Origin of the sequence: Vogesella oryzagri (assembly GCF_040148885.1) — a bacterium.
GTDB classification, from domain to species: Bacteria; Pseudomonadota; Gammaproteobacteria; order Burkholderiales; family Chromobacteriaceae; genus Vogesella; species Vogesella oryzagri.
Window position 1 is genome coordinate 400567 of sequence record NZ_JBEFLD010000001.1, and the last position, 25782, is coordinate 426348.

Genomic DNA, 25782 nt, shown 5'->3' on the forward strand with positions numbered 1-25782 from the left:
CCGTCGGCGCTGGTGGCGCGCACGGTGATGTCGTAGTGATCGGCGGTCTCGCGGTCGATGGCGCCGGCGACGGTGACCAGGCCGGTGCTGGCATCGATGGCGAAGCGACCGCCGGCGCTGTCGGTCAGCGAGTAGCTGATCGTTTGCCCGCCGGCATCGGCATCGCTGGCGAAGGCGGTGAGGCCGACGGAGGTACCGATTGCGGCATTCTCCAGTACCAGGTTGTCCGCGCCATCGCTGTCGCTGGGGCCGACTACCGGGTTGTCGTTCACGTTGCTGACGTTAATGGTAAAGGTCTGGCTGCTGCTGCCGCCGAGACCGTCGGAAGCCTGCACGGTAATGCTGTGGCTGGTGGCAGTTTCGTAGTCCAGGAGTGTGCCATCGGCAACACTGACTACGCCGGTGGTGGAGTCAATCTGGAAGCGGCCTCCGGCGTTATCTGTCAGTGCGTAAGTAACAACACTGCCATTGTCCACGTCTGATGCGTGAGCCGTAATGCCCACTAACGTACCGGTAGCAGCACCTTCCATTACGGTATTCGCGAGCGCATTAGTGTCTGTGGTGGCAGTGGGGGCATCGTTGCTGCCGGTGATGGCAATGCTCAGGCTGGTGGTAGATGTCGCCCCGGCCGAGTCGCTGACGGTGTAGCTGAAGACATCGTGGGCAGTAACACCTTGTGCCAGAGCCTGGGTGGTAGCGCTGTTGTTGTTGAGCAGGTAGCTGTAGCTGCCATCTGCATTCAAGGTCAGGGTGCCGTAGGTGCCGCTAATGCTGGTGCCAACGTTGGCCGCATTGCCGTTGACGGCGGAGACGGTGAGGGTGTCAAACGGGGCATCCGGATCGGTGTCATTGCTCAGTACATTGCCGCTGGCGCTGTTGTCGCCGGCCAGGCCGTTGTCTACGCCGCCGGCCTCGATGACGGTATCGCTGCCATTGCTGTCGGCGTTGGCAACCGGCCCGTTGTTTTCCACCCCCTGGAAGTCGCCGATCAGCAGGTGGTGGGTGCCCAGTAGTTTGATGGCCAGTTCCGGCGTGCCCGGGTTACCGTTGATGTCGGCGTAGACATAGGTGTTGCCATCGGCGGCGTTGACGAACCACACGCCATTGGCGGTGGGGGTGTTGCCGCCCCATTTCAGGTCCGTCGCCTCGCCCAGCAGTTGCTGCAGGTTGATCTTGTCGCGCTCGGCCGGGTCGGTGGTGTCGTTGATGCCCTTGAAGTCGGTGATGGTGTCCATGGCGCCGACAGTCGAGTCTGACCAGTTGCTCATGCCGTCATGGTCATTGCCATTGTGGCGGTAGTTGTTGTCGTGGTCTCCGGCGGTTAGGGCCGCAGTAAATTCGAAAATATCCTTGCCGCTGCCGCCGGTGAGGGTGTCGGCGCCCAGGCCGCCGTTGATGAGGTCGTCGCCGGCGCCTCCGTTCAGCTGGTCGTTGCCTTTTTCGCCGTACAGCTTGTCGCTGCCGCCTTCGCCGTAGACGAGGTCGCTGCCACTGCCGGCGTAGATGGTGTCGTTGCCGCCGGCACCATCGCCAGTGAGGTTGTTGCCGTTATCGCCGTAGATGGTGTCGCCGCCGTTGCCGCCGTAGATGAGGTCATTGCCGGGTACGTCGGCCAGCGCACCGTTTTCTATCCTGACCAGCAAGCCATTCTGGTAGACGCTGTTGCCGTTGTAGCCGTCACCGTAGATGAGGTCATTGCCGTTTTCATTGCTGTCATTGTTGCGTGTGCTGTCGCCGATGCCGATCTTGTCGTCTCCGGCACCGCCGTAGAGCTTGTCGGTGCCATTGCTGCCCAGCAGGGTGTCCGCGCCGCTGCCGCCGTAGACGATGTCGCTGCCGTTGCCGCCGTCCAGGTAGTCGTCGCCGCTGCCGCCGCTGAGGATGTCGTCGCCGTTATCGCCATACAGCTTGTCGCTTTCGCTGCCGCCATCCAGCAGGTCGCTGCCGTTACCGCCGAGCAGGGTATCCGTGCCGCTGCCGCCGACCAGGGTGTCATCTCCGTTGCCACCATCCAGCGTGTCGCTGCCGCTGCCGCCATCCACGTAGTCGTTGCCGTTGCCGCTGTTGACGATATCGCTGCCGTCGCCAGCGTAGATCACGTCGTCCTTGTTGGTGCCGGTAAGGGTGTCGTTGCTGCCGGTTCCGCTGATGTCCATGATGCGCTCCCTGTAAACGAGACGGGCCCGCCGCGGGTTTTGGGCTGGCAGGCCGATTTGTTAATAAATTGCATCATAGTTTTCAGTAAGTACAAATCTATTGTCCTTCGGTACACCCCAGGTTTTGCTGGCAAAAGAACGGGCGATATGCTACTAGCGGCATTTTTTGACGACGGAAATGAAAAAACCCCGCAGCTGAGTGCGGGGTTTGCTGTGCCGGTGGCCGGTTTATTGCTGCGGCCAACCTTGCGGGTCTTAGCGATCCACGTGGTAGTTCGGCGCTTCCTTGGTGATCTGCACGTCGTGCACGTGGGATTCGCGCATGCCGGCGGAGGTGATCTCCACGAAGCCGGCTTTTTCGTGCATTTCGTCGATGGTGCGGCAGCCGAGGTAGCCCATGGAGGAGCGCAAACCGCCCACCAGCTGGTGGATGACCTGGGCGATCGGGCCCTTGTACGGTACGCGGCCTTCGATGCCTTCCGGCACGAACTTGTCGGCGTTGCTGGTGGTGTCCTGGAAGTAGCGGTCGGCAGAACCCTGGCTCATTGCGCCCAGGCTGCCCATGCCACGGTAGGACTTGTAGGAACGGCCCTGGTACAGCTCGACTTCACCCGGGGCTTCTTCGGTACCGGCAAACATGCCGCCCAGCATCACGGCGTTGCCGCCGGCGGCCAGCGCCTTGGAGATGTCGCCGGAGAAGCGGATGCCACCATCGGCGATCATCGGCACGCCAGTGCCTTTCAGTGCCTCGGACACGTTGTGGATGGCGGTCAGCTGCGGTACGCCGACACCGGCCACGATACGGGTGGTGCAGATGGAGCCGGGGCCGATGCCGACTTTCACGCCGTCGGCGCCGGCGGCTACCAGCGCGCGGGCCGCGTCGGCGGTGGCGATGTTGCCGCCAATCACGTCAACATGCGGGAAGTTGGTTTTTACCCATTTCACGCGATCCAGTACGCCCTGGCTGTGGCCGTGGGCGGTATCCACCACGATCACGTCCACACCGGCGGCTACCAGCGCGGTAACGCGCTCGTCGGTGTCGCCACCGGTGCCGACGGCCGCGCCTACACGCAGGCGGCCCTGGCTATCCTTGTTGGCATTCGGGTGTTCGCTGGTCTTGATGATGTCTTTAACGGTAATCAGACCCTTCAGTTCGAAGGCATCGTTGATGACCAGCACGCGTTCCAGGCGGTGGGTGTGCATCAGGCCGCGGGCTTCTTCGATGCTGGCGCCTTCCTTGACAGTCACCAGACGCTCGCGCGGGGTCATGATGCTGGCAACCGGCTGGTCCAGGCGGGTTTCGAAGCGCAGGTCACGGTTGGTGACGATGCCGACAACCTTGCCATCCTGTACCACCGGCAGGCCGGAAATCTTATGTTGACGAGTCAGCAGCACCAGATCGCGCACCAGCATGTCCGGTGCGATGGTGATCGGGTCCTTCACCACGCCGCTTTCATGGCGCTTGACCTTGGAAACCTCCAGCGCCTGCTTGTCGGCAGACATGTTCTTGTGGATGATGCCAATGCCACCTTCCTGCGCCATGGCAATGGCGAGGCGGGCTTCGGTCACGGTATCCATGGCAGCGGAGATCAGCGGCAGGTTCAGGCTGATATTGCGGGTCAGGCGGGTGGTGAGGGCAACGTCGCGCGGCAGTACAGCGGAATGGGCCGGGACGAGGAGAACGTCGTCGAAAGTATAGGCTTTCTCGATGATGCGCATCTTGGCGTTCCTTAAGCGGCAAAAACGCATTATACCGATACCCGTCGAGCTCTGCAAAACCCTGCTAGGCTATCGTCTGATAGCGGCCGGGCATATACAATTCAGACTATCGTGCAAATGCTACTGGGGATCGATGATGGGTAAGGGATACAGATGGTTGCTGCTGGCGGGCTTGTTGGCCGCAGGTGTGGTGCAGGCAGCCGATGTTTACCGCTGGGTGGATGCCAACGGTCGCACCGTTTTTTCCGATACGCCGCCGCCGGGACGTCGTTCCAGCAAGCTGACCCTGCAGCCGGGGGGCATCGTGCCGGCACCGGAGGCCTCGGCGCCGGACGGTAAGGCACCGCTGGATGCCAAGGCGTTGGCAGCCAAGGCGCAGGAGCAGAACCGCCGCATGATGGCGGCCAACTGCAAGACCGCCAAGGAAAACCTGGCCCTGATGTCCAAGCCACCGGTGCCGGGACGCGCGCCGGATGCGGGCAAGGCCGAGGCCATCCGCAAGGCACAGGAAGACGTCAAGACCTGGTGCCAGCAGTAATGACGCAAAAGTTTGACCCCAAGCCGGTACTGGCCAGCTTGCCTGGCCTGCCCGGCGTCTACCGCATGCTGGACGCCGCCGGCAACGTGCTGTACGTCGGCAAGGCCATCGATCTGAAAAAACGCGTCAGCTCGTATTTCCAGAAAAGCGATCTCAGCCCGCGCATCCAGCTGATGGTGGCGCAGATCGCCGGCATCGAAACCACGGTGGTGCGCAGCGAGGCCGAAGCGCTGATCCTGGAAAACAACCTGATCAAGGCGCTGGCGCCCAAGTACAACATCCTGTTTCGCGACGACAAGTCCTATCCCTACCTGATGCTGTCCGGGCACGCCTACCCGCAGCTGGCATATTTTCGCGGCGAGCCGAAAAAACCCAACCAGTACTTTGGCCCGTATCCCAATGGCTACGCGGTGCGCGAGAGCATCCAGATCCTGCAGAAAGTGTTTCGCCTGCGCACCTGTGAAGACAGTGTGTTCGCCAATCGCTCCCGTCCCTGTCTGCTGTTTCAGATCAAGCGCTGTTCCGGGCCGTGTACCGGCGAGATCAGCCCCGAGCACTACCACGAGGATGTGCGCCGGGCGGTGACCTTCCTGCAGGGCAAACAGAGCGAGTTGATCGACGAGCTGAGCGACCGCATGTTGGCCGCATCGCAAAACCTGGAGTTCGAACAGGCCGCCGAACTGCGCGACCAGATCCAGGCGCTGAGCCGGGTGCAGGAAAAACAGTTTGTCTCCAGCAATGCCACCCAGCTCGATGCCGATGTGGTGGCGATTGCCGCCGACGGCGGCCTGGTGTGCGTCAACCTGGTGATGATTCGCGGCGGCCGCCATCTGGGCGACAAGAGTTTCTTCCCCAGCAACCCGGATGACACCCTTGCGGCCAACTTGGAGGCGTTTCTGGCGCAGCATTATCTGGGCGCGACCCTGCCGGCGGTGATCATTCACAATGAAGCGGTAGCGCCGGAATTGCAGCAGTTGCTGATCGACCAGGCGCAAAAGCGGCTGGCGTTTGTCGGCAACCCGATTGGCGAGCGCCGCGTGTGGCTGGAAATGGCGGAGAAGAATGCCCGCATCGCCATTGGCCAGCGGCTGCTGAGCGCGGCCAGCCAGAACGCCCGTCTGGCCGCGCTGGCCGAATTGATGGAAGTGGACGAAGTGGCACGGCTGGAGTGCTTCGACATCAGCCACACCATGGGCGAGGCCACGGTGGCATCCTGCGTGGTGTACGATCGCGGCGGCATGCAGCCGTCGGAATATCGCCGCTTCAATATCGAAACCGCGGCGGCCGGCGATGACTACGCCGCCATGCGCGAGGCCTTGACGCGGCGTTACAGCAAGTTGGCCGCAGGCGAGGGCAAGCTGCCGGACGTGTTGCTGATCGATGGTGGCAAAGGGCAGGTGGGGGTGGCGCTGGAAGTGCTGGCCGAAGTCGGCGTGGATGTGCCCATCGTCGGGGTGGCCAAGGGCGAGGAGCGCAAACCCGGGCTGGAAACACTGATCGTGCCGCACTTGCAAAAAACGCTACAATTGCCGCGCGATCACGCCGCCCTGCACTTGATCCAGACCGTGCGCGACGAAGCCCACCGCTTCGCCATTACCGGCCACCGCGCCCGGCGGGCCAAAGCCAGGACGCAATCCACGCTGGAAGACATCCCGGGCGTGGGGCCTACACGGCGCCAGCGCCTGCTCACCCGGTTTGGTGGCTTGCGCGGGGTGATGGCCGCCAGTATTGATGATCTGGCGCAAGTAGACGGCATCAGCCATGCGCTGGCCGAAAAAATCCATAATGCCCTGCATTGAATAACAAGACCCAAACATGCCCTTCAACTTGCCGATTTTGCTTACCTGGCTGCGCGTGGCGCTGATTCCCGTCTGTGTGGCCGTGTTCTTTCTGCCCGATAGCGTGCTGATCCAGCACCATCGCAACAGTCTGGGCGCATTCATCTTCGGCCTGGCTGCCGCCACCGACTGGCTGGATGGCTATCTGGCGCGCCGCCTGGGGCAGACCTCGGCCTTCGGCGCCTTTCTCGATCCGGTGGCGGACAAGCTCATCGTGGCGGCGGCGCTGATCCTGCTGGTGGAACTGGGGCGGCTGGAAGGCTGGATGGCGATGATCATCATCGGCCGCGAGATCGCCATCTCGGCTTTGCGTGAATGGATGGCGGAAATGGGGCGCCGCAACAGCGTGGCGGTGGCCTACATAGGCAAGCTGAAAACCGCGGCGCAAATGGTGGCTATTCTGCTGTTGCTGTACGCTGGGCCGATTGTGCCGGGTATCGATACCATGATCGCCGGAAAACTGTTTATGGTGATCGCCGTGATTTTGACTTTGTGGTCAATGGCTTATTACCTGCAAATGGCGGCGCGGGAATTTTCGGGCAAAAAAATTGATGTTTGAGCGTTGACAATCGCGAATCCATCATTATAATTCGCCTTCTCTTAGCGACGCAGCCAGCAGCAACGGCAGCGCAGTGACGGAGAAAAACGGTTTTGCGGGAATAGCTCAGTTGGTAGAGCGCAACCTTGCCAAGGTTGAGGTCGCGAGTTCGAGCCTCGTTTCCCGCTCCAGAAAACCAAGCAATTTTTAGTGATGCGGGAATAGCTCAGTTGGTAGAGCGCAACCTTGCCAAGGTTGAGGTCGCGAGTTCGAGCCTCGTTTCCCGCTCCAAAAATTCAAGCAGTTTTAGCAGTGCGGGAATAGCTCAGTTGGTAGAGCGCAACCTTGCCAAGGTTGAGGTCGCGAGTTCGAGCCTCGTTTCCCGCTCCACAAAACTGCAGTAGTACCTAGCGACGCGGGAATAGCTCAGTTGGTAGAGCGCAACCTTGCCAAGGTTGAGGTCGCGAGTTCGAGCCTCGTTTCCCGCTCCACAAAACTGCAGTAGTACCTAGCGACGCGGGAATAGCTCAGTTGGTAGAGCGCAACCTTGCCAAGGTTGAGGTCGCGAGTTCGAGCCTCGTTTCCCGCTCCACAGTTTGTTCAAATTGTCTGAATGATGTAAGCTTCGGGCAATAAAGTGTACGGCGCGGTAGCAAAGCGGTTATGCACCGGATTGCAAATCCGTGTAGGTCGGTTCGACTCCGGCCCGCGCCTCCAATAAAAACCCCAGCAAGCAAAAGCTTGCTGGGGTTTTTGCTTTTCGCGGCTAACGTTCGTGGGCCGAACTTGGTCGCCACTGGCCAGACCCTCAGCCGAACTTTCCCGGTGCTGACGGTGCGGCAAAAGCCAGCCTGCCGACAGGTACTGCTCTGCGGCCAACGTTTACCGGATGATTGGCATATTTCATGCCGGTCTGGCGCAGGGTGTCATGGTCGATGTGACTGTGCCGGCATCGTAGTTGGTGTGGTGGTGCATTCCGCTTGTGTGAAATTAAAACGAGTGTTTAACTTCGGTGGTCGCGTGCCAACGGCACACCATATAAAGCACACCCCACACGAGGCGCACACCCATGCTTAACGGAACTCCCCGCAAAGTAGCCATTGTCGGAGCCAACCGCATTCCCTTTGCCCGCTCCGGCACCGCCTACGCCCAGCTTTCCAACCAGACCATGTTGACCGACACCCTGAAGGGGTTGGTGGACAAGTATGGCCTGCACGGCAAGGTGCTGGGGGAGGTGGTGGGCGGCGCGGTGATGAAGCACGCCCGCGACTGGAACCTGGTGCGCGAATGCGTGCTGTCGTCCGGCTTGCACCCGGCCACCCCGGCCTACGACGTGCAGCAGGCCTGTGGCACCGGGCTGGAAGCGGCCATCCTGGTTGCCAACAAGATTGCGCTGGGGCAGATTGACGTCGGCATTGCCTGCGGCAGCGACACCACCTCGGATGCGCCGGTGGCGGTGCACCGCGGTCTGCAGCGGGCGCTGATGGACCTCAACGCCGCCAAGAGCAGCGGCGACAAGCTGCGGCATCTGCTGCGTGCACTGAAGCCGGCGCACCTGCTGCCGGAGCTGCCGGCCAATGCCGAGCCGCGCACCGGCAAATCCATGGGCCAGCATGCCGAAATCACCGCCCAGCGTTACGGCATCAGCCGCCAGGCGCAGGATGAGCTGGCACTGGCCAGCCACCAAAAGTTGGCCGCAGCCTACCAGCGCGGCTTTTTCGATGATCTGGTGATGCCGTACCACGGCCTGCTGCGTGACAACAACCTGCGTCTGGACAGCACGCTGCAGAAAATGGCGACACTGGCGCCGGCTTTCGAGCGCGCTAATGGCAGCATCACCGCGGCCAACGCCTCGCCGCTTACCGACGGTGCGTCGGCGGTGCTGCTGGCCAGCGAGGAATGGGCGGCGGCCAACAATCTGCCGGTGTTGGCCTGGCTGGTGGCCGGCGAGACCGCCGCGGTCGATTTTGTCGACGAGCGCGAAGGGCTGCTGATGGCGCCGGCGTACGCCATTCCGCGCATGCTGCAAAAGCATGGCCTCAGCCTGCAGGATTTTGATTTTTACGAAATTCACGAAGCCTTTGCCGCGGTGGTGCTGTGCACGTTGACCGCCTGGGAGTCGGACGATTTCTGCCGTCAGCGCCTGGGCCTGCCCAGCGCACTGGGCAGCATCGACCGCAGCAAGCTCAACGTCAACGGCAGTTCCATCGCCGCCGGCCACCCGTTCGCCGCCACCGGTGGTCGTGTGCTGGCCACGCTGGCCAAGTTACTGGCGGAGAAGGGCAGTGGCCGCGGGCTGATCTCGATCTGTGCCGCCGGCGGCCAGGGCGTCACCGCCATTCTGCAGCGCTAGCCAGCGGCTAGTGGCCGGGTGGGCGGCGGCCGGATTGTCCGCCCGCCGGCTTTCGGCTAGAATCGCCCCCCTGTCCGATGCCCCGGTGGTGAAATTGGTAGACACAAGGGACTTAAAATCCCTCGGCTTCGGCTGTGCCGGTTCGACCCCGGCCCGGGGCACCATTCAGACAGAGCAAAGATTTAGGCGACTCTCAAGGTCGCCTTTTCTTTTTTGTGCAGCCGAACTGTGCCGCGTTTGGGTCGCCGTTCTCGCGTGATGGCTGGCGTGGCCATTGCCAGTGAACTGCTGGCCAGTAAAAAAACCCGCAGCGCGCCATGCACTGCGGGTTTTTGTCTCCGGGCCACCCGGGCCGGCAAGCATCGCGGCTTGCTCACCCGGCTGGCGTGTCAGCTGATGGCCGGGTAGTCGCCGTAGCCATCCGGCCACGGCGTCAGCACTTCGAAGCCGCTCGGGGTGACAGCGACCATGTGTTCCCACTGGGCGGACAGCGAGTGATCCTTGGTGACCACCGTCCAGCCATCCGGCAGGTGTTTTATCGCCGCCTTGCCGGCGTTGATCATCGGTTCGATGGTGAAAATCATGCCCGGCTCCAGCCGCAGCCCCTCGCCACGACGGCCGTAGTGCAGCACTTGCGGCTCGTCGTGATAGATCTGGCCGATGCCGTGGCCGCAGTATTCGCGCACCACGCTGAAACCGGCCTGTTCGGCGACATGCTGGATGGCATGGCCGACATCGCCCAGCGTCGCGCCCGGTTTTACCTGCTGGATGCCGGCCAGCATGGCCTGATAGGTGGTGGTGACCAGCCGGCGCGCCAGGGTGTCCGGCTCGCCGACGAAGTACATGCGGCTGGTATCGCCGAACCAGCCATCCTTGATGATGGCCACGTCGATATTGATGATGTCGCCGTGTTTGAGCTTGCGGTCGGACGGAATGCCGTGGCAGATGACATGGTTCACCGAGGTGCACACGGTCTTGGGATAGCCGTGGTAGCCGACGTTGGCCGGAATCGCGCCCTGCACCTTGACGATGTAGTCATGGCACAGCTTGTCCAGTTCATCGGTGGTGATGCCGGGTTTCACGTGCGCGGCGATCATGTGCAGCACATCGGCGGCCAACATGCCGGCGCGGCGGGCAAGGGCGATTTCGGCTTCGCTGCGGAGGGTGATGCGTTTGGGGGTCTTCATAATGATTGTTCCGTGCTGGGTATCGCGGTGTCGTTGCTGACGCTGGCCTGCTGCTCCAGCTGGATCAGCAACTGGCAGATCTCGCCATAGCGCAGGTTGGGGTTCAGCTCGGCCAGCATGCCGACCCGCAACCAGTGCTCGGCCTGGGCATTGATGGAGCGACTTAGCGCACCACTGGTCAGCCGCAGGTTTTCGTGCATGTGTTCCGAGATCTTGATGATGCCCACCGCGGTTGCCTTTATATGCTTTGTAGTCGTTTCATATAATACCGCGAGCAGCCAAAAAACGCCCGCCACTTTTGCAGTGCACGGGCGCCAAGGTTGGCCGCAGGCAACGACAACAAGCCGTTGCGGGTAGCAACGGCCTGTCGCCGGAATGGCTAATGCACCTGGCTGGTATCCGCTACCCGGCTCGGTTTGGGGGCCAGCCAGATCACGCAGGCCGCCGCCACGAAGGACAGGCCGGATAGCAGGAACAGCTCATTGGTGGACAACATGATGCTTTGCGACTGCAGCAGCTGGTTGAGCTGCTGGCGGCCAGCCTCCAGCCCGGCGGACTGGCTGAGCTGGGCCAGCGTCTGGCCGCTGCTATCCACCAGCCCGGCCAGCTCGGCATGGTAGTAGCTGGCCTTGTCGTCCCATGCGGTGGTGACCATGGAGGTGGCAAACGCGCCGGACAGCGTGCGCATAAAGCTCATCAGGCCAGCCGCCGAGGCCATCTCGTCGCTGTTGACGCTGGCCATGGCCAGCCCGGTCAGCGGCACAAAGAAGAACGGCATGCCCACGCCCTGCAACAGCAGCGGCAGCGCCACCTGCCAGAAGTCCATATCGGTAGTGGCAAAGCTGCGGTATAGCGTGACTGCGCCCAGCCACATTACCCCGGCAAACACCAGCGGCCGCGGGTCCATGCGCTGCGACAGCTGTGCCGCCAGCGGCGCTACCAGCACCGCCAGGATACCGCTCATGGCGGTGGCGTAGCCGGCGTCGGTGGCGGTGTAGCCCATATAGCTTTGCAACCACTGCGGCGTGAGCACCGTGGCGCCAAAGAAGGAGCCGAACGCCAGCGAGATGGTCAGCACGCTGACCCAGTAGCCACGGTGGCGGAACACGCGCAGGTTCACCACCGGGTTGCGCTCGGTCATTTCCCAGATCATGAAGGCGGCAAAACCGATGGCACTGATCACCGCCAGACCGGCGATGAACGGCGAATTGAACCAGTCCAGATTCTTGCCTTCGTCGATCATCAGCTGAAACGCGCCCACCCACAGCACCAGCAGCGCCAGCCCCACCGCATCGATGCTGATCTTCTGCAGCTGGCTCTGGTAGCGCTGCAGTAGCTGCCAGCCAAAGTAGCCGCAGGCCAGCGCAATCGGCACGTTGATGTAGAAGATCCACGGCCAGCTGGCTTCATCGCACAGGATGCCGCCCAGTATCGGCCCCATGATCGGCGCCACCAGCGTGGTCATGCTCCACAGCCCGATGGCGGCGCCGGCCTTTTCCTTGGGGAAGATCTGCAGCAGCAGCGTCTGCGACATCGGCATCAGCGGACCGCCAGCCAGCCCCTGCAGCACGCGGAACAGGATCAGCATTTCCAGCGAGGTGGCCATGCCGCACAGCAGTGAAAACACGCCAAACAGCATCATGGCGGCGGCAAACAGCCGCACGGTGCCAAAGCGTGCCGCCAGCCAGCCGGTCAGCGGCACGGTAATCGCTTCGGCGACCGCGTACGAGGTAATCACATAGGTGCCCTGGCTGGAGGACACCCCCAGGCTGCCGGAAATATTGGGTACCGACACATTGGCAATGGTGGTGTCCAGTACTGCCACAAAGTTGGCCGCAGCCAGCAACATGGCGGCCAGCCACAATTTGTTGCCGCTGAGCGGGGTAATGGGTGCGGGTGCGCTGACGGATGACATGGCGGTGTCCTTACTGGGCGGCGGTATCGATAGTCGCCGTCATCGACAGCCCGACTTGCAGCGGATGCGCCTGCAGCTCGGCCGGGTCCAGCGCAATGCGCACCGGCAGGCGCTGCACCACCTTGATCCAGTTGCCGGTGGCGTTCTGCGCCGGAATGGTGGCAAACGCAGCACCGGAGCCGCCGGACAGGCCGGCCACCTTGCCGTGGTACAGCACCTTGCTGCCGTACAGATCGGCTTTCAGTTCCACCGGCTGGCCGATGCGCACCTCACGCAGCTGCACTTCCTTGAAGTTGGCATCCACATGCACAGTGTGCAGCGGCACCAGCGACAGCAGGCTGCTGCCGGCCTGTACCCGCTGGCCCAGCTGCACCTGGCGCTTGGCGACCACGCCGTCGATCGGCGCGCGCAGCACGGTGCGCGCCAGATCCAGGCGCGCCTGGTCGCGTTTGGCGCGTGCCAGCGCCACTTCCGGGTTGCTGTCCGGCTCGCTGTTTTCGGTCAGCGCCTGGTTGGCCTTCAGCGAACCGATGGCGGCGCGGTAGTTGGCCTCGCTCTGGCGGGCGGCGGCTTCGGCGGCGGTGTAGCCGGCGCTGGCCACCGCCAGCGCATTGTGGGCATTGCTCAATTCCTCACCGGACACCGAGCCATTCTTGGCCAGCGCCTGGCGGCGATCGAAATCCAGTCTGGCGCGTTCCAGCTCCGATTTAGCCGATACCAGCTGCGCGGCGCTGCGTGTCTGCTCGGCGGCACGGGCCTGTGCCTGTGCGGCCAACCCTTCGTCACTGGCCAGGTAGCCTTTTACCCGCCGCTGCGCGCGGGATAGCTCGGCTTCGGCTTGCGCCAGTGCCAGCCGCGCATCGCTGTCGTTGAGTACCACCAGCACGTCGCCCCGTTTCACCGCCTGGGTATCGATCACCTTGACCTGGCTGACGGTGCCGGCCACTTCCGGGGTGAGCTGGGCGATTTCCGCCGCCACATAGGCGTTGTCGGTGCTGACATGGTGTGATGACACCAGGTACCAGTAGCTGCCATAGCCGATGGCGGCCACGGCGACGACGCTGCCCAGCAGGCGGAACAGCTGCTTGCGGCGGGCGCTCAGGTCGCTGGCCGGGTGGGCGGGAGAGGGCAGGGTTTGGGTGAGTTCGCTCATGATGGATTCTTTCCTTGCGGGCTGGCACGGCATCCGCTGCTGGCCAGCCGTTATTCGTTCAGATGGCGCTGTTTCAGGCGGGCAGTTCCGCGCCGCCCAGTGCCTTGATCAGGCTGATGTCGTGGCTGAAGCGCTGGCTTTGCAGATTGGCCAGCGTGCGGCGGGCGGCAATCACGCTGTCTTCGGCATTCAGCACCTCCAGATAGCTGGCCAGACCGCCGCGGTAGCGGTCGTTGGCCACGCGCATGGCGTCTTCCGCCGCCTGCAGGGCCAGGCTGCGCTGCGCTAGCTGCGGCAGCAGCAGGCGCTGGCGGGTGACGGCATCGGCCACCTCGCGCAGCGCCTGGCTGAGAGTCTGGTTGTAGCTGGCGACGGCACTGTCGTAGTCGGCGCGCGCGACGCGGTATTCACCCTGCAGTTGGCCGCTGCGGAAGATCGGCAGGCTGATGGCGGGGCCGATGCCGGCAATGCCGGAACCGGCCTTGGTGAGCAGATCCAGCCCCAGCGACTGGGCGCCGATATAGGCGCTGAGGTTCACATCGGGATAAAAGCCGGCCTCGGCCACGTCGATGCGCCGGGCGGCGGCCTCGGCGCGCAGCCGCGCGGCCTGCAGATCCGGGCGGTGGCCCAGCAACTCGGCCTGCAAGCTGGCCGGCAAGCCCTGCGGTTGGCCAATGCTGGCGGCCGGGCGGGCCAGTTCGTGGCCGCGATCCGGGCCGGTGCCCAGCAGCGCCGCCAGTGCATTGCGCTGCAGCGCGATGGCTTCCTCTGCGGCCAGCAGATCCGCCTCGGCGCCAGCCAGGCGCGATGCCGCCTGGCGCACGCTGCCCTCGGTTTCCAGCCCCTGCTGCTGGCGTGCCTGCAGCAATTGCTCGCTGTGCCGGCGCACGACCACCGCCTGGCTGGCGGCGTCCTGTTCGGCAAACAGCCGTGCCAGCTCGGCATAGTTGGCCGCTAGCGAGGTGGTCAGCAACAGGCGGCTTTGCGCCGCTTCGGCGCGGGCAGCGGCCACCTCGGAAGTCGCCGCCGCAACCGCAGCGCGGTTCTTGCCCCAGAAGTCCAGCTCGTAGCTGAAATCCAGCGCCACGCGGCTGGCATTGTTGAAGCCCTGCGGCACGAAGCTGCTAGGGATGCCGTTGTTGTAACTCTGCTTCTGGCGATTGACGCTGGCGTTCAGGTCCACTGTGGGCAGGCTGCTGGCGCCGGCTTGCTGGGCATAGCCTTCGGCGCGGGCGATGCGGGCGCGGGCACTGGCCAGATCCGGCGCGTTGCTCAGGGCTTCGGCCATCAGCTGATTCAGCTGGGTATCGCCGTAGGCTTGCCACCAGTCCTGTTGGACCCAGCCGCTGGCGCTGCCTTGCAGGCTGTGCCCGCTGGCCAGTTGCGATAGCGGCTGCAGGCTTGGTTTGGTGCCCAGCTCCGGCAGCGCGGCGCAGCCGGTCAGGCTGGCCAGAGCCGCGAGCAGCAGCGTGGTACGTAACGCATGTTGATGAAGTGATGTGTGCATCGTGGTGACCTTGATTTGGGTCTTAACTAAACTGAACGGTATGGTTATAAACTTGCGGTATAATGGCTGTCAATAGAAAATTGAACTCATGGGTTCAGATATGGAGGCGGGATGAGAGTCAAAACCGAAAGCCGACGTCAGGCGATTGTCGAGGCGGCAGCGGCGGTATTCATTGAGCGCGGCTTCGAGGCAACGTCGATGGCGGAGATCGCATCCCGTGCCGGCGGCTCCAAGGCCACGCTGTACAGCTACTTTCCATCCAAGGAAGAACTGTTCCTGATGGTGATGAAGTTCCTGGCGGAAGAACGCATGCAGCAGGCGTTTGCGCGGCTGGTGCCAAGTGACGATCTGGCGGGGGCCTTGCAGGCCTTTGGCGAGAATTTCCTGCTCAATGTGCTGAGTCCAGAGCTGGCCGCGTTGCGTGGCATTGTGCTGGGCGAGGGCCGTCGTTCCGGCATGGGGCGGCTGTTCTACGACAACGGCCCGGCGCGCGGCTGGCAGATGGTGGCGGACTTCCTGGCCGGCGAGATGGCGGCCGGCCGTCTGCGGCAAGCCAGACCGTGGACGGCGGCGATGCACCTGATCGGGTTGCTGGAGGCGGAGTACCAGGAGCAAATCATTGTCGGCATCACCGAGCTGCCGCCGGTCGAACAGATCCGCGCCAGCGTGGCGGAGGCGATAAAAGTGTTTCTGGCCGGCTACGCCCCGGTGGCCTGAGCCGGGGTGCGGCTTGGTCGCGCCGGTGCGCTTGCGTGCCGTGGCCGCTCAAGGTTGGCCGCAGGCCGGCGCTGCCGTTGCCGATGCGCACTTGTGGGCAGTTGACCGCACCCGCAGGCCGGCCAACTGTCAGCGCTGCGGCGCTAGAACGGCTTGTCGCCCAGTATGGTGGCGCGATGCATGATGCGATGCGCCGGGCGGTAGTCGTCCACCGCGTAATGCTGGGTGACGCGGTTGTCCCAGAACGCCACGTCGCCCGGCTGCCAGCGCCAGCGCACGCTGAATTCCGGCTTGGCGAAGTGGGCAAACAGGAACGCCAGCAGCGCGTCGCTTTCCGCCGGCTGCAGCTCGTTGATGCGGGTGGTGAAGCCGTCGCTGACGAACAGTGCTTTCTCGCCGCTTACCGGGTGGGTGCGAATCACCGGATGGCTGACCGGCGGCGTGCTGCGGCGGGTGGCCTCGTAGCGCGCCAACGCCTCCGGCGTGTGGCCGAAACGTTCCAGCGGAAACGATTTGGTGAAGTCATGGCTGGCGGTGAGCCCGTCCAGCAGCTGCTGGAAGTAGGGCGACAGTGCCGCGTAGGCGGCGGTGCCGCTGGCCCACAGCGTGTCGCCGCCATACGGCGGCAGCTTGCGTGCGGCCAACACCGAGCCCAGCGGCGGGGTGTCGATAAAGGTGACGTCGGTGTGCCAAATGGCGTTGTCGCGCAGGTCGTTCTGCGCGGTGTCCAGCACCATGATCTGCGGAATTTCCTCGATTTTCGGATACAGCGGGTGGATGTGCAGGTCGCCGAACCAGGCGGCAAAGTCGCGCTGCTGCTGCGGGCTGATGTCCTGGCTACGGAAGAACAGCACCTGGTGCTGCTGCAACGCCTGGCTAAGGCTGTCGCGCACAGTCTCGTTCAGCGGGCGCGCCAGATCGATGCCTTCTACCACGGCACCGATGGCCGGGGACAGGCGGGTAAAGCTAAGACTCATGGCAATTCCTTGTCGATGGTTGTCCAGGTGGGTGGTTTTGTTTCACAGCGCCTTGCCATGCCACGGCGTCAGCGTGCGCTGCAGGTGGCGCAGGCCCAGCTCCAGCGCAAAGGCCACCAGCGCGATGACGATGATGCCCAGCACCACGATGTCGGTGCCCAGGAACTGGGCGGCCGACTGCACCATGAAGCCCAGGCCGCGGGTGGCGGCAATCAGCTCGGCCGCTACCAGCGTGGACCAGCCGGCGCCCAGGCCGATGCGGATGCCGGTGAGGATGTCCGGCAGCGCGCCCGGCAGAATCACGTAGCGCAGCAGTTGGCCGCGGCTGGCGCCCAGCGACAGCGCCGCCTGCTGGCGCACGTTGTGCACGCTGGCCACGCCATGGCTGGTGGCGATCAGCACCGGCGCCAGAATGGCCAGGAAAATCAGCAGGACCTTGGAGAACTCGCCGATGCCGAACCAGATCACGATCAGCGGCAGATAGGCCAGTGGCGGCAGCGGGCGGTAGAACTCGATCAGCGGATCCAGCCAGTGGCGCAGCAGCGGAAACACGCCGATCAGGATGCCCAGCGGCACGCCGATGCCCACCGCGGCCAGCAGCGCCAGCAGCATGCGCTGCAGGCTGGCCAGCAAATGCTGTTGCAGCGTGGCGTCCATATAGCCCTGGCTGGTCAGCGTGTGCAGCTTGCCCAGCACCGCGCCGGGCGTGGGCAGGAACAGCGCCGGCACCAGCTCGCTGGCGGACAGCGCCCACCACAGCAGTAGCAGGCTGGCCAGGCTGAGGCTGCTCCATTGCCAGGCGGCTAGCGGCCGCCGGGTCAGGCGTCGATGGTGCGAAATGGCATCAACGGCCGGCAAAGTGTGTTCGGCGGGCTGGCTCATGCGGCCTCCTGTTGCTGGGCGCGGCTCAGGCTGGCCAGCAGCTGTTCGCGCAGGGTGATGAATTCCGGGTCGGACTTGATGGCGCGCACGCTTTCGCCGGCGAGGAAACGCTGGCTGAAGGTTGGCCGCAGGTATTGCACGATGCGTCCCGGCCCCGGCGACATCAGCACCAGGCTGCTGGCGAGGAACAGCGCTTCTTCGATGTCGTGGGTAATCAGAAAAATACCGCGCTGCGACTGTCGCCAAACCTGCAGCAGCAATTGCTGCATCTGCTCGCGGGTAAACGCATCCAGTGCACCGAACGGTTCGTCCATCAGCAGTACGCGCGACTGGCTGGCCAGCGCGCGGGCAATGCCCACCCGCTGGCGCATGCCGCCGGACAGCTGCCACACCCGCTTGTCGCTGGCGTCGGCGAGGCCGACTTGCTGCAGGGTGTCGGCCACGATGGCGGCGCGCTTGGCCGCCGGTACGCCTTGCAGCTTCAGGCCGAAGGCCACGTTGCCGGCCACGTCCAGCCACGGCAGCAGGCCATCGTGCTGGAACACCACCGCGCGCTCGGCGCCGGGGCCGGTTATCGGCTGGCCGGCAAACTGCGCCGTGCCGTGGCTGGGGGCGATAAAACCGGCCAGCACGTTCAGCAGCGTGCTCTTGCCGCAGCCGGACGGCCCCAGCGCCACCAGCAGCTCATCCGGCGCCAGGCTCAGCGACACCTGCTGCAAGGCAGGCAACGACTGGCCCGGGTAGTGGACGGTAAGATTGTCTACCTGCAACAGGCTCATAACGGCTCCCGCTCAGCGCAGCGCGGCGTTGATGAACTGGTTGGTCACGTACGGGCTGTAGTCGGCCTGCACGCTGTCCACCTTGCCTTGCGACTTCAGGAACGCCGAGGTATCGCTCACCGCCTTCACGAACGGCTTTTGCAGCAGCGCGCTCTGCGCTTTCAGCGACGGGTAGACGTTGCCCGGCAGCAGCGCGGTGACTTCTTCCGGCTTGCTGCCGGTGAGGCGGGCGATCTTGTCCACGTTGGCCGCATCGCTGGCAAAGCCTTTCGGGTCCTTGTTGTAGCGGTCGAACACGTTGCCGGTGACTTTCACGAATTGCTTGAGGAAGTCCGGATTCTTCTGCGCAAAGTCCTGACGCACGATCCACAGATCGTAAGTCGGCGCGCCCCATTTGCTGACTTCGGCCGAGCTGGTCAGCACCTTGCCGCTGGCTTTCACCTTGCCCAGTGCCGGCTCCCACACATAGGCGCCGTCGATGTCGCCACGCTGCCAGGCGGCGGCGATTTCACTGGGACGCAGGTTGATGATGTTCACCTTGCCGGCATCCACTTTCCAGTGCTTGAGCGCCGCCAACAGGCTGTAGTGGGTGGTGGACACGTACGGCACCGCGATCTTCTTGCCGACCAGATCGGTCGGCTTGCTGATGCCGCTGCCGTTGCGTACTACCAGCGCTTCCGATTCACCGATCACGCCGGTAACCAGAAAGGTCTGGATCGGTAGGCCGCGACTGGCGGCGGCGGCCAGCGGGCTGGAGCCGATATTGCCGATCGGCACATCGCCGGAGGCGACTGCAGCGATCACCTCGGCGCCGCTCTCGAACTTGCGCCAGTTGATCTTCTTGCCGGTGGCTTTCTCGTAGTCGCCATTGGCTTGCGCCACTTTGGACGGATCGACGCCGGTCTGGAAGGCGATGGTGACGCCGTCGTCGGCGTGGGCAAAGGTGGCGGCCAGCGCCAGGGTAACAAACAGGGAGGCCAGTTTCGGTCGGGTCATGGTGCTTATCCTTGGGGTTGTGTCTGGTGGATGGCCCCATTTAAAAAGCAAACGCCCGCTGCGGTGAAATAACAAAATCGGGAGTGAATATGGATCCGGCATGGATATGCATAGCCGAATAACAGCTAAGCGCCGCTGGCGACCTCTCGCGGCAGCGCGGGTGCCACGAGGTCGCCATCGCCATGTCAGCTGTCGCTGTGCTGCCCCGCCTGGCAAGGCTGTGCGGCGTGCTGGGTGGTGGCCCGGGCGTTATCAAAAGCGGTGGATTGCTTGCCGGATAAACGCATAAGTATCAATGCATAAACTGGCTACAGTAGCAGCCTGTTACAGGTACGGGCTGTCCTATGAAACGATTCAAGCAAGCCAGACATTATCCGGCCGGGTTCTTGCCGGCACATATCGAGCACTGTCAGCAATTGCTGGCCAGCATGCCTTGTCCGGTGCAATTGCAATGGAACGAGCGCGAGGTGTTCGCCGAGTTCGACGGCTGGTGGCTGACCAGCGATTTCTTTGCCGTCGCCCGCCGCGAGGGCGAGCAGTGCGCGTTTTCGCATTACGCCGCGCGGCTGCGCATCTATGGCCAGTTCGGGCAGTCGATCCCGGCCGACTGGCTGTTTGCCATGAACTACGCCGAACCCAAAACCCTGGCGCTGCTGAAGCTGATCCGCGTGCTGCACCTGCTTAACCATCTTGGCCGCCACGGCCCGCAGCAGGGGCTGCGCATCGATCTGGACCCGCGCATCTGCAATGCCCACAGCGAGCGCATCGTCGATTTCACCGCCGCCTTGCTGGCCGCATTGGGCATGCCGCCATCGCTGCTGCGCTTCCTGCTGTTTATCGATGCCAGTACCGCCAGCACCGGCCAGGCGCTGGTGACACGCTATCGCAGCCAGCAGCACCGCGTCGGCCTGGGCGGTTTTGGCGAAGGCGCGCACGATCTGGCCTGCCTGTGGGCGCTGGAGCCGGACGAGGTGGTGCTGGCACCGCGTTACAGCCGCCGCGCGGTGATTTACCCACTGGTACGCCAGCAGCTGCTGGCGCTGATGCCGGGGCTGGTGGCGCAAGGCTTTCAACTGGGGGTGGACGAGGTGAGCTGCGGCAAGATGCTGGCGCTGTCGCAGGCGATGCAGGCGCGCTATGTCGCCGGTCAGCTGGTGTCGTCGCTGCTGCCGGCAGCCTGAGCGTACACGCTGATAAGCAATGCAGCCGGGCGCAGATAAGCAAAGCGGATTTGCTTGCTTCCCGCTGCCAGGTTGGCCGCATACAGTAGGCCCATCAACGACAGCGCAACAGCAAGGAGCTCACGATGACACTGCGTCTTGGCGACACCGCCCCCGATTTCGAACAGCACTCCAGCGACGGCGATATTGCCTTCCATACCTGGCTGGGCGACAGCTGGGGCATCCTGTTTTCGCACCCGGCCGACTTCACCCCGGTATGCACCACCGAACTGGGGCTGACCGCCAAGCTCAAAGACGACTTTGCCCGCCGCAATGTGAAGGTGATCGCGCTGTCGGTCGACCCGGTGGCCTCGCACCTGGAATGGATCAAGGACATCAACGAGACCCAGCACACCACGGTGAATTTCCCGATCATTGCCGATGCCGACCGCAAGGTGTCGGAGCTGTATGACCTGATCCACCCCAACGCTAGTAGCACCCACACCGTGCGCTCGGTGTTCGTGATCGACCCGGCCAAGAAAATCCGCCTGATCATTACCTATCCGGCCAGCACCGGGCGCAATTTCAACGAGCTGCTGCGGGTGATCGATTCGCTGCAGCTTACCGACCACCACAGCGTGGCCACTCCGGGCAACTGGCAGCCGGGCGATGAAGTGGTGATCGTACCGTCGCTGCAGGACGAGGCGCTGATCCGCCAGAAATTCCCGCAGGGCTACCGTGCGGTAAAACCGTATCTGCGCCTGACACCGCAGCCGGGCTGATTTCTGCTGTCTCTTCTCCGCTCTCTGTATTGGGGGTTATTTACCGGGCCATTGGCCCGGTTTTTTTTGGGGGGCCGCCACGGCGAGGCTGGCCAAGCGGCAAGCATGCGGGCAGGACCAATGGCGCAACAGGTGACGGCAGCGGCGGCGCGCCCGTTATCCGCCGGCTGAGGCCTGCGTGCGTCGGCCATGTGCGGCCAACATGCAGGCTGCGGGCGCTCTGTGGGCGGGCAGGCAGCAGGCTGCATTTTTTCTGCGCTGCTGGAAAGCGCGACGGTATCAAAAAATGTCGAATGACTATCTGGTCAGTTGTGCTACATAGAAAAGGGCCGATTATCCGCGTTGACACGACCATAGCGAGTTGCCCGAATCATGCCGCGATCAGCCTCCATGCAGTACGAGGGGTTCGCCTTCCTCTCCACGTCTGCGCCCTCACATAAACAGCAGCGTCTGATGTTGACGGTGATTTTCATCTCCGCATTGCTGTTCACTCTGCTGGTGCCGTTTGCCAAGCAGCCGCAGGCCAAGGTGTGGGCGTTTATCCCGGCCTACCAGTCGGCGTTGGTGGTGAACGACCTGGTGACCGCCATCCTGCTGTTTGGCCAGTTTTATATCTTGCGTTCACTGGCGCTGCTGGCGCTGGCCACCGGCTATCTGTTCACCGCCTGCATGGCAGTGGTGCATGCGCTGAGCTTTCCCGGCCTGTTTGCCGTTGGCGGGCTGCTGGGCGCCGGGCCACAGACCACGGCCTGGCTGTACATGTTCTGGCATGGCGGCTTTCCACTGCTGGTGATGGCCTACACCATGCTGGCGCGGGGCAAGCTGGAGCTGCCGGCCCACTGGCGCCCCGCCTATGCCATCCTGCTGTGCTGCCTGTTGGCCGCATTGGCCACGCTGGCGCTGCTACTGGTGACCACGCAGTGGCATCCTTATCTGCCCCCCATCATGCAGGGCAACCGTTACACGCCGGTCATGCGCGGGGTGGTGTCCAGCGTGTGGGGGCTTAGCCTGCTGGCGTTCGTGCTGCTGATGCGCCGCCGGCTGCGCACAATGCTGGACCTGTGGCTGACGGTGGTGATGTTCGCCTGGCTGTGCGATATCGCCTTGTCTGCGGTATTGAATGGCGGCCGCTTCGACCTGGGCTTCTACGTTGGCCGCATCTACGGCTTGCTGGCGGCCAGCTTCGTGCTGATCGTGCTGCTGCTGGAGAACGGGCTGCTGTACACCCGGCTGGCGCAGAGCGCGGCGGAGCTGCGCGAGGCCAAGCGCGAGGCCGAGGATGCCACCCGTGCCAAGTCGATGTTTCTGGCCAATATGAGCCACGAAATCCGGACGCCGATGAACGCCATCATCGGCATGTCCTACCTGGCGCTGAAAACCGAGCTGAGCCAGCGCCAGCGCGATTATGTCGGCAAGATCCACAATGCCGGCACCTCGCTGCTGGGCATCATCAACGACATTCTGGACTTCTCCAAGGTAGAGGCCGACCGCATCGAGCTGGAGAAGGTGAGTTTCCGCCTGGACGAGGTCTTGGAGAATGTGTCGTCGCTGGTGGGGCAGAAGGCGGCGGACAAGGGGCTGGAGCTGCTGTTCGAATGCGGCAACGACGTGCCGCAGAACCTGGTGGGCGACCCGCTGCGGCTGGGGCAGGTGCTGATCAACCTGGTGGGCAACGCCATCAAGTTCACCGAGCAGGGGCAGGTGGCGGTGAGCATCCAGTTGCTGGAGCGGGTAGGTGACAAGATAAAGCTGCGCATCAGCGTGACCGATACCGGCATCGGCATGGATGACGCGCAGCAGGCACAGTTGTTTCAGGCGTTCAGCCAGGCCGATGGCTCCACCACGCGCAAGTACGGCGGCACCGGCCTGGGGCTGGCGATTGCCCGGCGGCTGGTGGAACTGATGGGCGGGACGATCCAGGTGGAATCGGCGCCCGGCAGCGGCAGCAGCTTCCTGTTCAGCGTCTGGCTGGGAGAGTCCAGCATGGTCGATGCACGCGGCAAGTCGCTGCCCGAGGTGGCACGCGGCCTGCGTGTACTGGTCATCGACGACAACGCCTCGGCGCGCGACATCCTGTCCGAGCAGCTGCGCGGGCTGGGCTTTGCCGTCAGCACCTGCGCCTCCGGGCGCGAGGCGCTGGACATCTATCGCCAAGCCAGCATGGATCACCCGTTCGACATCGTGTTTGTGGATTGGATGATGCCGGTAATGAATGGCGTCGACACCGCGCGCCGTATCCGGGCGCTCAACGGCGCCAAGATCATCATGGTCACTGCCTTTGGTCGTGACGACGTGCGCGCCGAGGCGGAGGCCGTCGGCGTGGAGGCCTTCCTGGTCAAGCCGGTTAGCCAGTCGTCGCTGCTGGACGTGATGCTGGGGCTGTTCGGCGGCCGGCGCGAGAACGACACCGCGCGCCAGCTGCTGGCCTTGCCTGGCCTGGACGGGGTGCGCGTCCTGCTAGCCGAGGACAACAAGATCAACCAGCAACTGACGGTGGAACTGTTGCAGGCGGCTGGCGCCACGGTAGAGGTGGTGGACAATGGCCGCGATGCGGTGATCCGCCTGGCGGAGCAGGCCGCCGATCACTACCAGCTGGTGCTGATGGACGTACAAATGCCGGTGCTGGATGGCATTGAGGCCACCCGGCTGATCCGTGGCGACCCGCGCCTGCTGGAGCTGCCCATCATTGCGCTGACCGCAGATGTACAGGCCTCCGAATATGAGAGCTGCATGGCCGCCGGTATGGTCGACCGTATCCTCAAGCCGGTGGACCCGCACCTGATGTTTGACACACTACTGCGCTGGGTACAACCGAGACCGGGCACGGTGGCGGCAGCCGTGCCGGCAGCGCTAACCGCGGCAGCAGCGCCGGCGGCGCTGCTCAGCCAGAGTGCCGGTCTCGCCAGCGTGGCTGGCAACCGCAGCCTGTACCTGCACCTGCTGCGCCAGTTCGTGGCCGAGGAGAGCGATGCGGCCAGGCGTGTCGCCATCGCGCTGGCTGCCGCCGACTACGAGACGGCGGTGCGGGTGGTGCACAGTCTCAAGGGCCTGGCCGGAACGTTGGGCTTTCTGCGCCTGCAGGCGGTGGCGGCCAGCCTGCAGCGGGCCATTGTCGAGCGCGAGCCCTACCAGCAGCTGCTGGCGGACTTCGACCAGCAAATGCAGCGGGTGGTGTCGTTGCTGAAAGACGCGCTGGCGCAGGAAGAAAGCGCCAGCGAGCAGCTGCCGGCCGATGCCGCGCTGCTGCTGCGCGAACTGGCCGGCTTGCTGGCCGCCAGCGACGGCGATGCGCTAGGGTTTTTTCTGGAGCATGCCGACAGTCTGCGCACGGTGTTGCCTGCCGCCAGCTATGCCGGTTTCGACAAGGCGATGCGGCAGTTTGACTTTCCCGCCGCGCGCGACTGGCTGGAGCAGGCGGCGGCGGAGGCGGGCATCCGCTGGCAGGAGGATGTGCCATGATCGATTCCCGTATACCGCAACGACAGACCGTGTTGATCGTCGACGACACGCCGGAAAACCTGACCCTGCTGTACGGGCTGCTGAAAGACCGCTATCGCGTGCTGGTGGCCAATAGCGGCGAGCGCGCGCTGCATCTGCTGGCCGGCGAGGTGCTACCCGATCTGGTACTGCTGGATGTGATGATGCCGGGCATCGGCGGCTTTGCCGTGTGCCGGCAGCTGAAGAGCGAGGCGCGCACCGCCAGAATACCGGTGATCTTCCTGACCGCCATGGGGGAGCACGAGGATGAACAGGCCGGCTTCGATGCCGGCGCGGTCGACTACATCGTCAAGCCGATCTCCCCGCCCATCGTGCTTACCCGGGTGAATACCCATATGCAGCTGAAGGCAGCGGCAGATTTTCTGGAAGATCAGGCGGCGTTCCTGCGGCGCGAGGTGGAAATACGCACCCGGGAAGTACAGGTGATCCAGGATGTCACCATCATGGCACTGGCGTCGCTAGCCGAAACCCGCGACCACGAGACCGGCAACCATATCCGCCGCACACAGAACTATGTGCGGGCGCTGGCGCGGCAGCTGCAGTCCCACCCGCGGTTTTGCAGCGTGCTGGACGACGACACCATCGATATGCTGTACAAGTCGGCGCCGCTGCACGACATCGGCAAGGTGGGGATTCCGGATGCCATCCTGCTCAAACCGGGCAAGCTGACGCCGGAAGAGTTCGAGATCATGAAGACACACACCACGCTAGGGCGCGATGCCATCAGCACGGCAGAAAGGCTGCTGGATGCGCCCAGCAGCTTTCTGCGACTAGCACGCGAAATCGCTAACTACCACCAGGAAAAGTGGGATGGTAGCGGCTACCCGGAAGGGCTGTCCGGCGATGCCATCCCGGTGTCGGCACGGCTGATGGCGGTGGCCGATGTCTACGACGCGCTGATCTCGCGCCGGGTGTACAAGCCGCCGTTTCCGCATGAGCAGGCGGTAGAAATGATACACAACGGGCGCGGCCAACATTTCGACCCGGACATGGTGGATGCCTTCGAGGCGATTGCCGAGGAATTCCGCGCCATTGCCCGGCGCTACGCCGACGAATAACCGCCAACCGGCAGCGTCCGCCAGCCGCG

Annotated in this window: 20 protein-coding genes and 7 tRNA genes; 16 read left to right on the forward strand and 11 right to left on the reverse strand. The window is 63.7% G+C overall.

Features of this window, described 5'->3' with window-relative positions; all coding sequences use genetic code 11:
* Together ABNW52_RS01990 and guaB are read right to left on the reverse strand one after the other, a co-directional pair.
* Positions 1-2156 (reverse strand): cadherin domain-containing protein (locus ABNW52_RS01990; protein ID WP_349583284.1); only part of this gene is annotated, 2156 nt, incomplete at its 3' end.
* A gap of 255 nt (positions 2157-2411) precedes the next feature.
* On the reverse strand, positions 2412-3875 hold the full coding sequence (guaB, locus tag ABNW52_RS01995) for an IMP dehydrogenase (protein ID WP_349583287.1): 1464 nt from the start codon (positions 3873-3875) through the stop codon (positions 2412-2414).
* A 136-nt stretch (positions 3876-4011) separates the two neighbouring features.
* Between guaB and ABNW52_RS02000 the strand changes: the two genes are divergently transcribed.
* From ABNW52_RS02000 to ABNW52_RS02050, 11 genes are all read left to right on the forward strand, one after another.
* Positions 4012-4413, forward strand: coding sequence for a DUF4124 domain-containing protein (locus ABNW52_RS02000; protein ID WP_349583290.1), 402 nt, complete (start codon positions 4012-4014; stop codon positions 4411-4413).
* Complete coding sequence (gene uvrC / locus ABNW52_RS02005; protein ID WP_349583292.1) at positions 4413-6212, forward strand: excinuclease ABC subunit UvrC; 1800 nt, start codon at positions 4413-4415, stop codon at positions 6210-6212. The genes ABNW52_RS02000 and uvrC overlap by 1 nt, the downstream gene beginning before the upstream one ends.
* Before the next feature lie 16 nt (positions 6213-6228).
* A complete protein-coding gene (pgsA, locus tag ABNW52_RS02010) occupies positions 6229-6810 on the forward strand; it encodes a CDP-diacylglycerol--glycerol-3-phosphate 3-phosphatidyltransferase (protein WP_349583295.1) in 582 nt (193 codons plus the stop codon).
* 94 nt (positions 6811-6904) lie between these two features.
* A tRNA-Gly gene (locus tag ABNW52_RS02015) sits at positions 6905-6980 on the forward strand.
* Between the two features lie 24 nt (positions 6981-7004).
* Positions 7005-7080: transfer RNA gene (locus tag ABNW52_RS02020), tRNA-Gly, on the forward strand.
* A 23-nt stretch (positions 7081-7103) separates the two neighbouring features.
* Positions 7104-7179 (forward strand) — tRNA-Gly (locus ABNW52_RS02025).
* A 25-nt stretch (positions 7180-7204) separates the two neighbouring features.
* Positions 7205-7280: transfer RNA gene (locus tag ABNW52_RS02030), tRNA-Gly, on the forward strand.
* Between the two features lie 25 nt (positions 7281-7305).
* Positions 7306-7381: transfer RNA gene (locus tag ABNW52_RS02035), tRNA-Gly, on the forward strand.
* Between the two features lie 51 nt (positions 7382-7432).
* Positions 7433-7506, forward strand: a tRNA-Cys gene (locus tag ABNW52_RS02040).
* A gap of 352 nt (positions 7507-7858) precedes the next feature.
* Complete coding sequence (locus tag ABNW52_RS02045; protein ID WP_349583298.1) at positions 7859-9142, forward strand: acetyl-CoA C-acetyltransferase; 1284 nt, start codon at positions 7859-7861, stop codon at positions 9140-9142.
* 79 nt (positions 9143-9221) lie between these two features.
* Positions 9222-9306, forward strand: a tRNA-Leu gene (locus ABNW52_RS02050).
* Between the two features lie 225 nt (positions 9307-9531).
* Here the strand turns inward: ABNW52_RS02050 and map are convergent.
* The 5 genes from map to ABNW52_RS02075 all read right to left on the reverse strand — a co-directional run bounded on the left by map (position 9532) and on the right by ABNW52_RS02075 (position 14904).
* The gene (gene map / locus ABNW52_RS02055) at positions 9532-10329 is read right to left on the reverse strand and encodes a type I methionyl aminopeptidase (RefSeq protein WP_349583301.1); all 798 of its coding nucleotides are present in this window, start codon (positions 10327-10329) and stop codon (positions 9532-9534) included.
* The gene (locus ABNW52_RS02060) at positions 10326-10556 is read right to left on the reverse strand and encodes a ParD-like family protein (protein ID WP_349583304.1); all 231 of its coding nucleotides are present in this window, start codon (positions 10554-10556) and stop codon (positions 10326-10328) included. The genes map and ABNW52_RS02060 overlap by 4 nt, the downstream gene beginning before the upstream one ends.
* 152 nt (positions 10557-10708) lie before the next feature.
* Positions 10709-12244 carry a DHA2 family efflux MFS transporter permease subunit gene (locus tag ABNW52_RS02065; protein ID WP_349583307.1) on the reverse strand — a complete coding sequence of 512 codons (1536 nt, stop codon included), beginning with the start codon at positions 12242-12244 and terminating at the stop codon, positions 10709-10711.
* 10 nt (positions 12245-12254) lie between these two features.
* Positions 12255-13397 (reverse strand): HlyD family secretion protein, encoded by a 1143-nt coding sequence (locus tag ABNW52_RS02070; protein WP_349583310.1) that lies wholly within the window; start codon positions 13395-13397, stop codon positions 12255-12257.
* A 73-nt stretch (positions 13398-13470) separates the two neighbouring features.
* Complete coding sequence (locus ABNW52_RS02075) at positions 13471-14904, reverse strand: efflux transporter outer membrane subunit (protein ID WP_349583313.1); 1434 nt, start codon at positions 14902-14904, stop codon at positions 13471-13473.
* Positions 14905-15015: 111 nt separating this feature from the next.
* Here ABNW52_RS02075 and ABNW52_RS02080 point away from each other — a divergent pair, with 111 nt between their 5' ends.
* A complete protein-coding gene (locus tag ABNW52_RS02080; RefSeq protein ID WP_349583315.1) occupies positions 15016-15621 on the forward strand; it encodes a TetR/AcrR family transcriptional regulator in 606 nt (201 codons plus the stop codon).
* Positions 15622-15764: 143 nt separating this feature from the next.
* On the opposite strand, the gene tauD is transcribed toward ABNW52_RS02080, so the two are convergent.
* Genes tauD through tauA form a run of 4 tightly spaced genes read right to left on the reverse strand, consistent with a single transcriptional unit; the run spans position 15765 to position 19255 of the window.
* Entirely contained in the window at positions 15765-16598 is an 834-nt protein-coding gene (gene tauD / locus ABNW52_RS02085; protein ID WP_349583318.1) for a taurine dioxygenase, read from the reverse strand.
* A gap of 42 nt (positions 16599-16640) precedes the next feature.
* Complete coding sequence (gene tauC / locus ABNW52_RS02090; RefSeq protein ID WP_349583320.1) at positions 16641-17480, reverse strand: taurine ABC transporter permease TauC; 840 nt, start codon at positions 17478-17480, stop codon at positions 16641-16643.
* Positions 17477-18259, reverse strand: a complete 783-nt coding sequence (gene tauB / locus ABNW52_RS02095; RefSeq protein ID WP_349583323.1) for a taurine ABC transporter ATP-binding subunit — start codon at positions 18257-18259, stop codon at positions 17477-17479. Before tauB ends, tauC begins: the two co-directional genes overlap by 4 nt.
* Before the next feature lie 12 nt (positions 18260-18271).
* Complete coding sequence (gene tauA / locus ABNW52_RS02100) at positions 18272-19255, reverse strand: taurine ABC transporter substrate-binding protein (RefSeq protein ID WP_349583326.1); 984 nt, start codon at positions 19253-19255, stop codon at positions 18272-18274.
* Between the two features lie 344 nt (positions 19256-19599).
* On the opposite strand from tauA, the gene ABNW52_RS02105 reads away from it, so the two are divergent.
* From ABNW52_RS02105 to ABNW52_RS02120, 4 genes are all read left to right on the forward strand, one after another.
* A complete protein-coding gene (locus ABNW52_RS02105) occupies positions 19600-20436 on the forward strand; it encodes an EAL domain-containing protein (protein ID WP_349583329.1) in 837 nt (278 codons plus the stop codon).
* A 125-nt stretch (positions 20437-20561) separates the two neighbouring features.
* Entirely contained in the window at positions 20562-21197 is a 636-nt protein-coding gene (locus tag ABNW52_RS02110) for a peroxiredoxin (protein WP_349583331.1), read from the forward strand.
* Positions 21198-21650: 453 nt separating this feature from the next.
* On the forward strand, positions 21651-24656 hold the full coding sequence (locus tag ABNW52_RS02115; RefSeq protein ID WP_349583333.1) for a response regulator: 3006 nt from the start codon (positions 21651-21653) through the stop codon (positions 24654-24656).
* Positions 24653-25753: an HD-GYP domain-containing protein gene (locus tag ABNW52_RS02120; RefSeq protein ID WP_349583336.1), complete on the forward strand. Its 1101-nt coding sequence runs from the start codon at positions 24653-24655 to the stop codon at positions 25751-25753. The genes ABNW52_RS02115 and ABNW52_RS02120 overlap by 4 nt, the downstream gene beginning before the upstream one ends.
* Positions 25754-25782 lie beyond the last annotated feature (29 nt).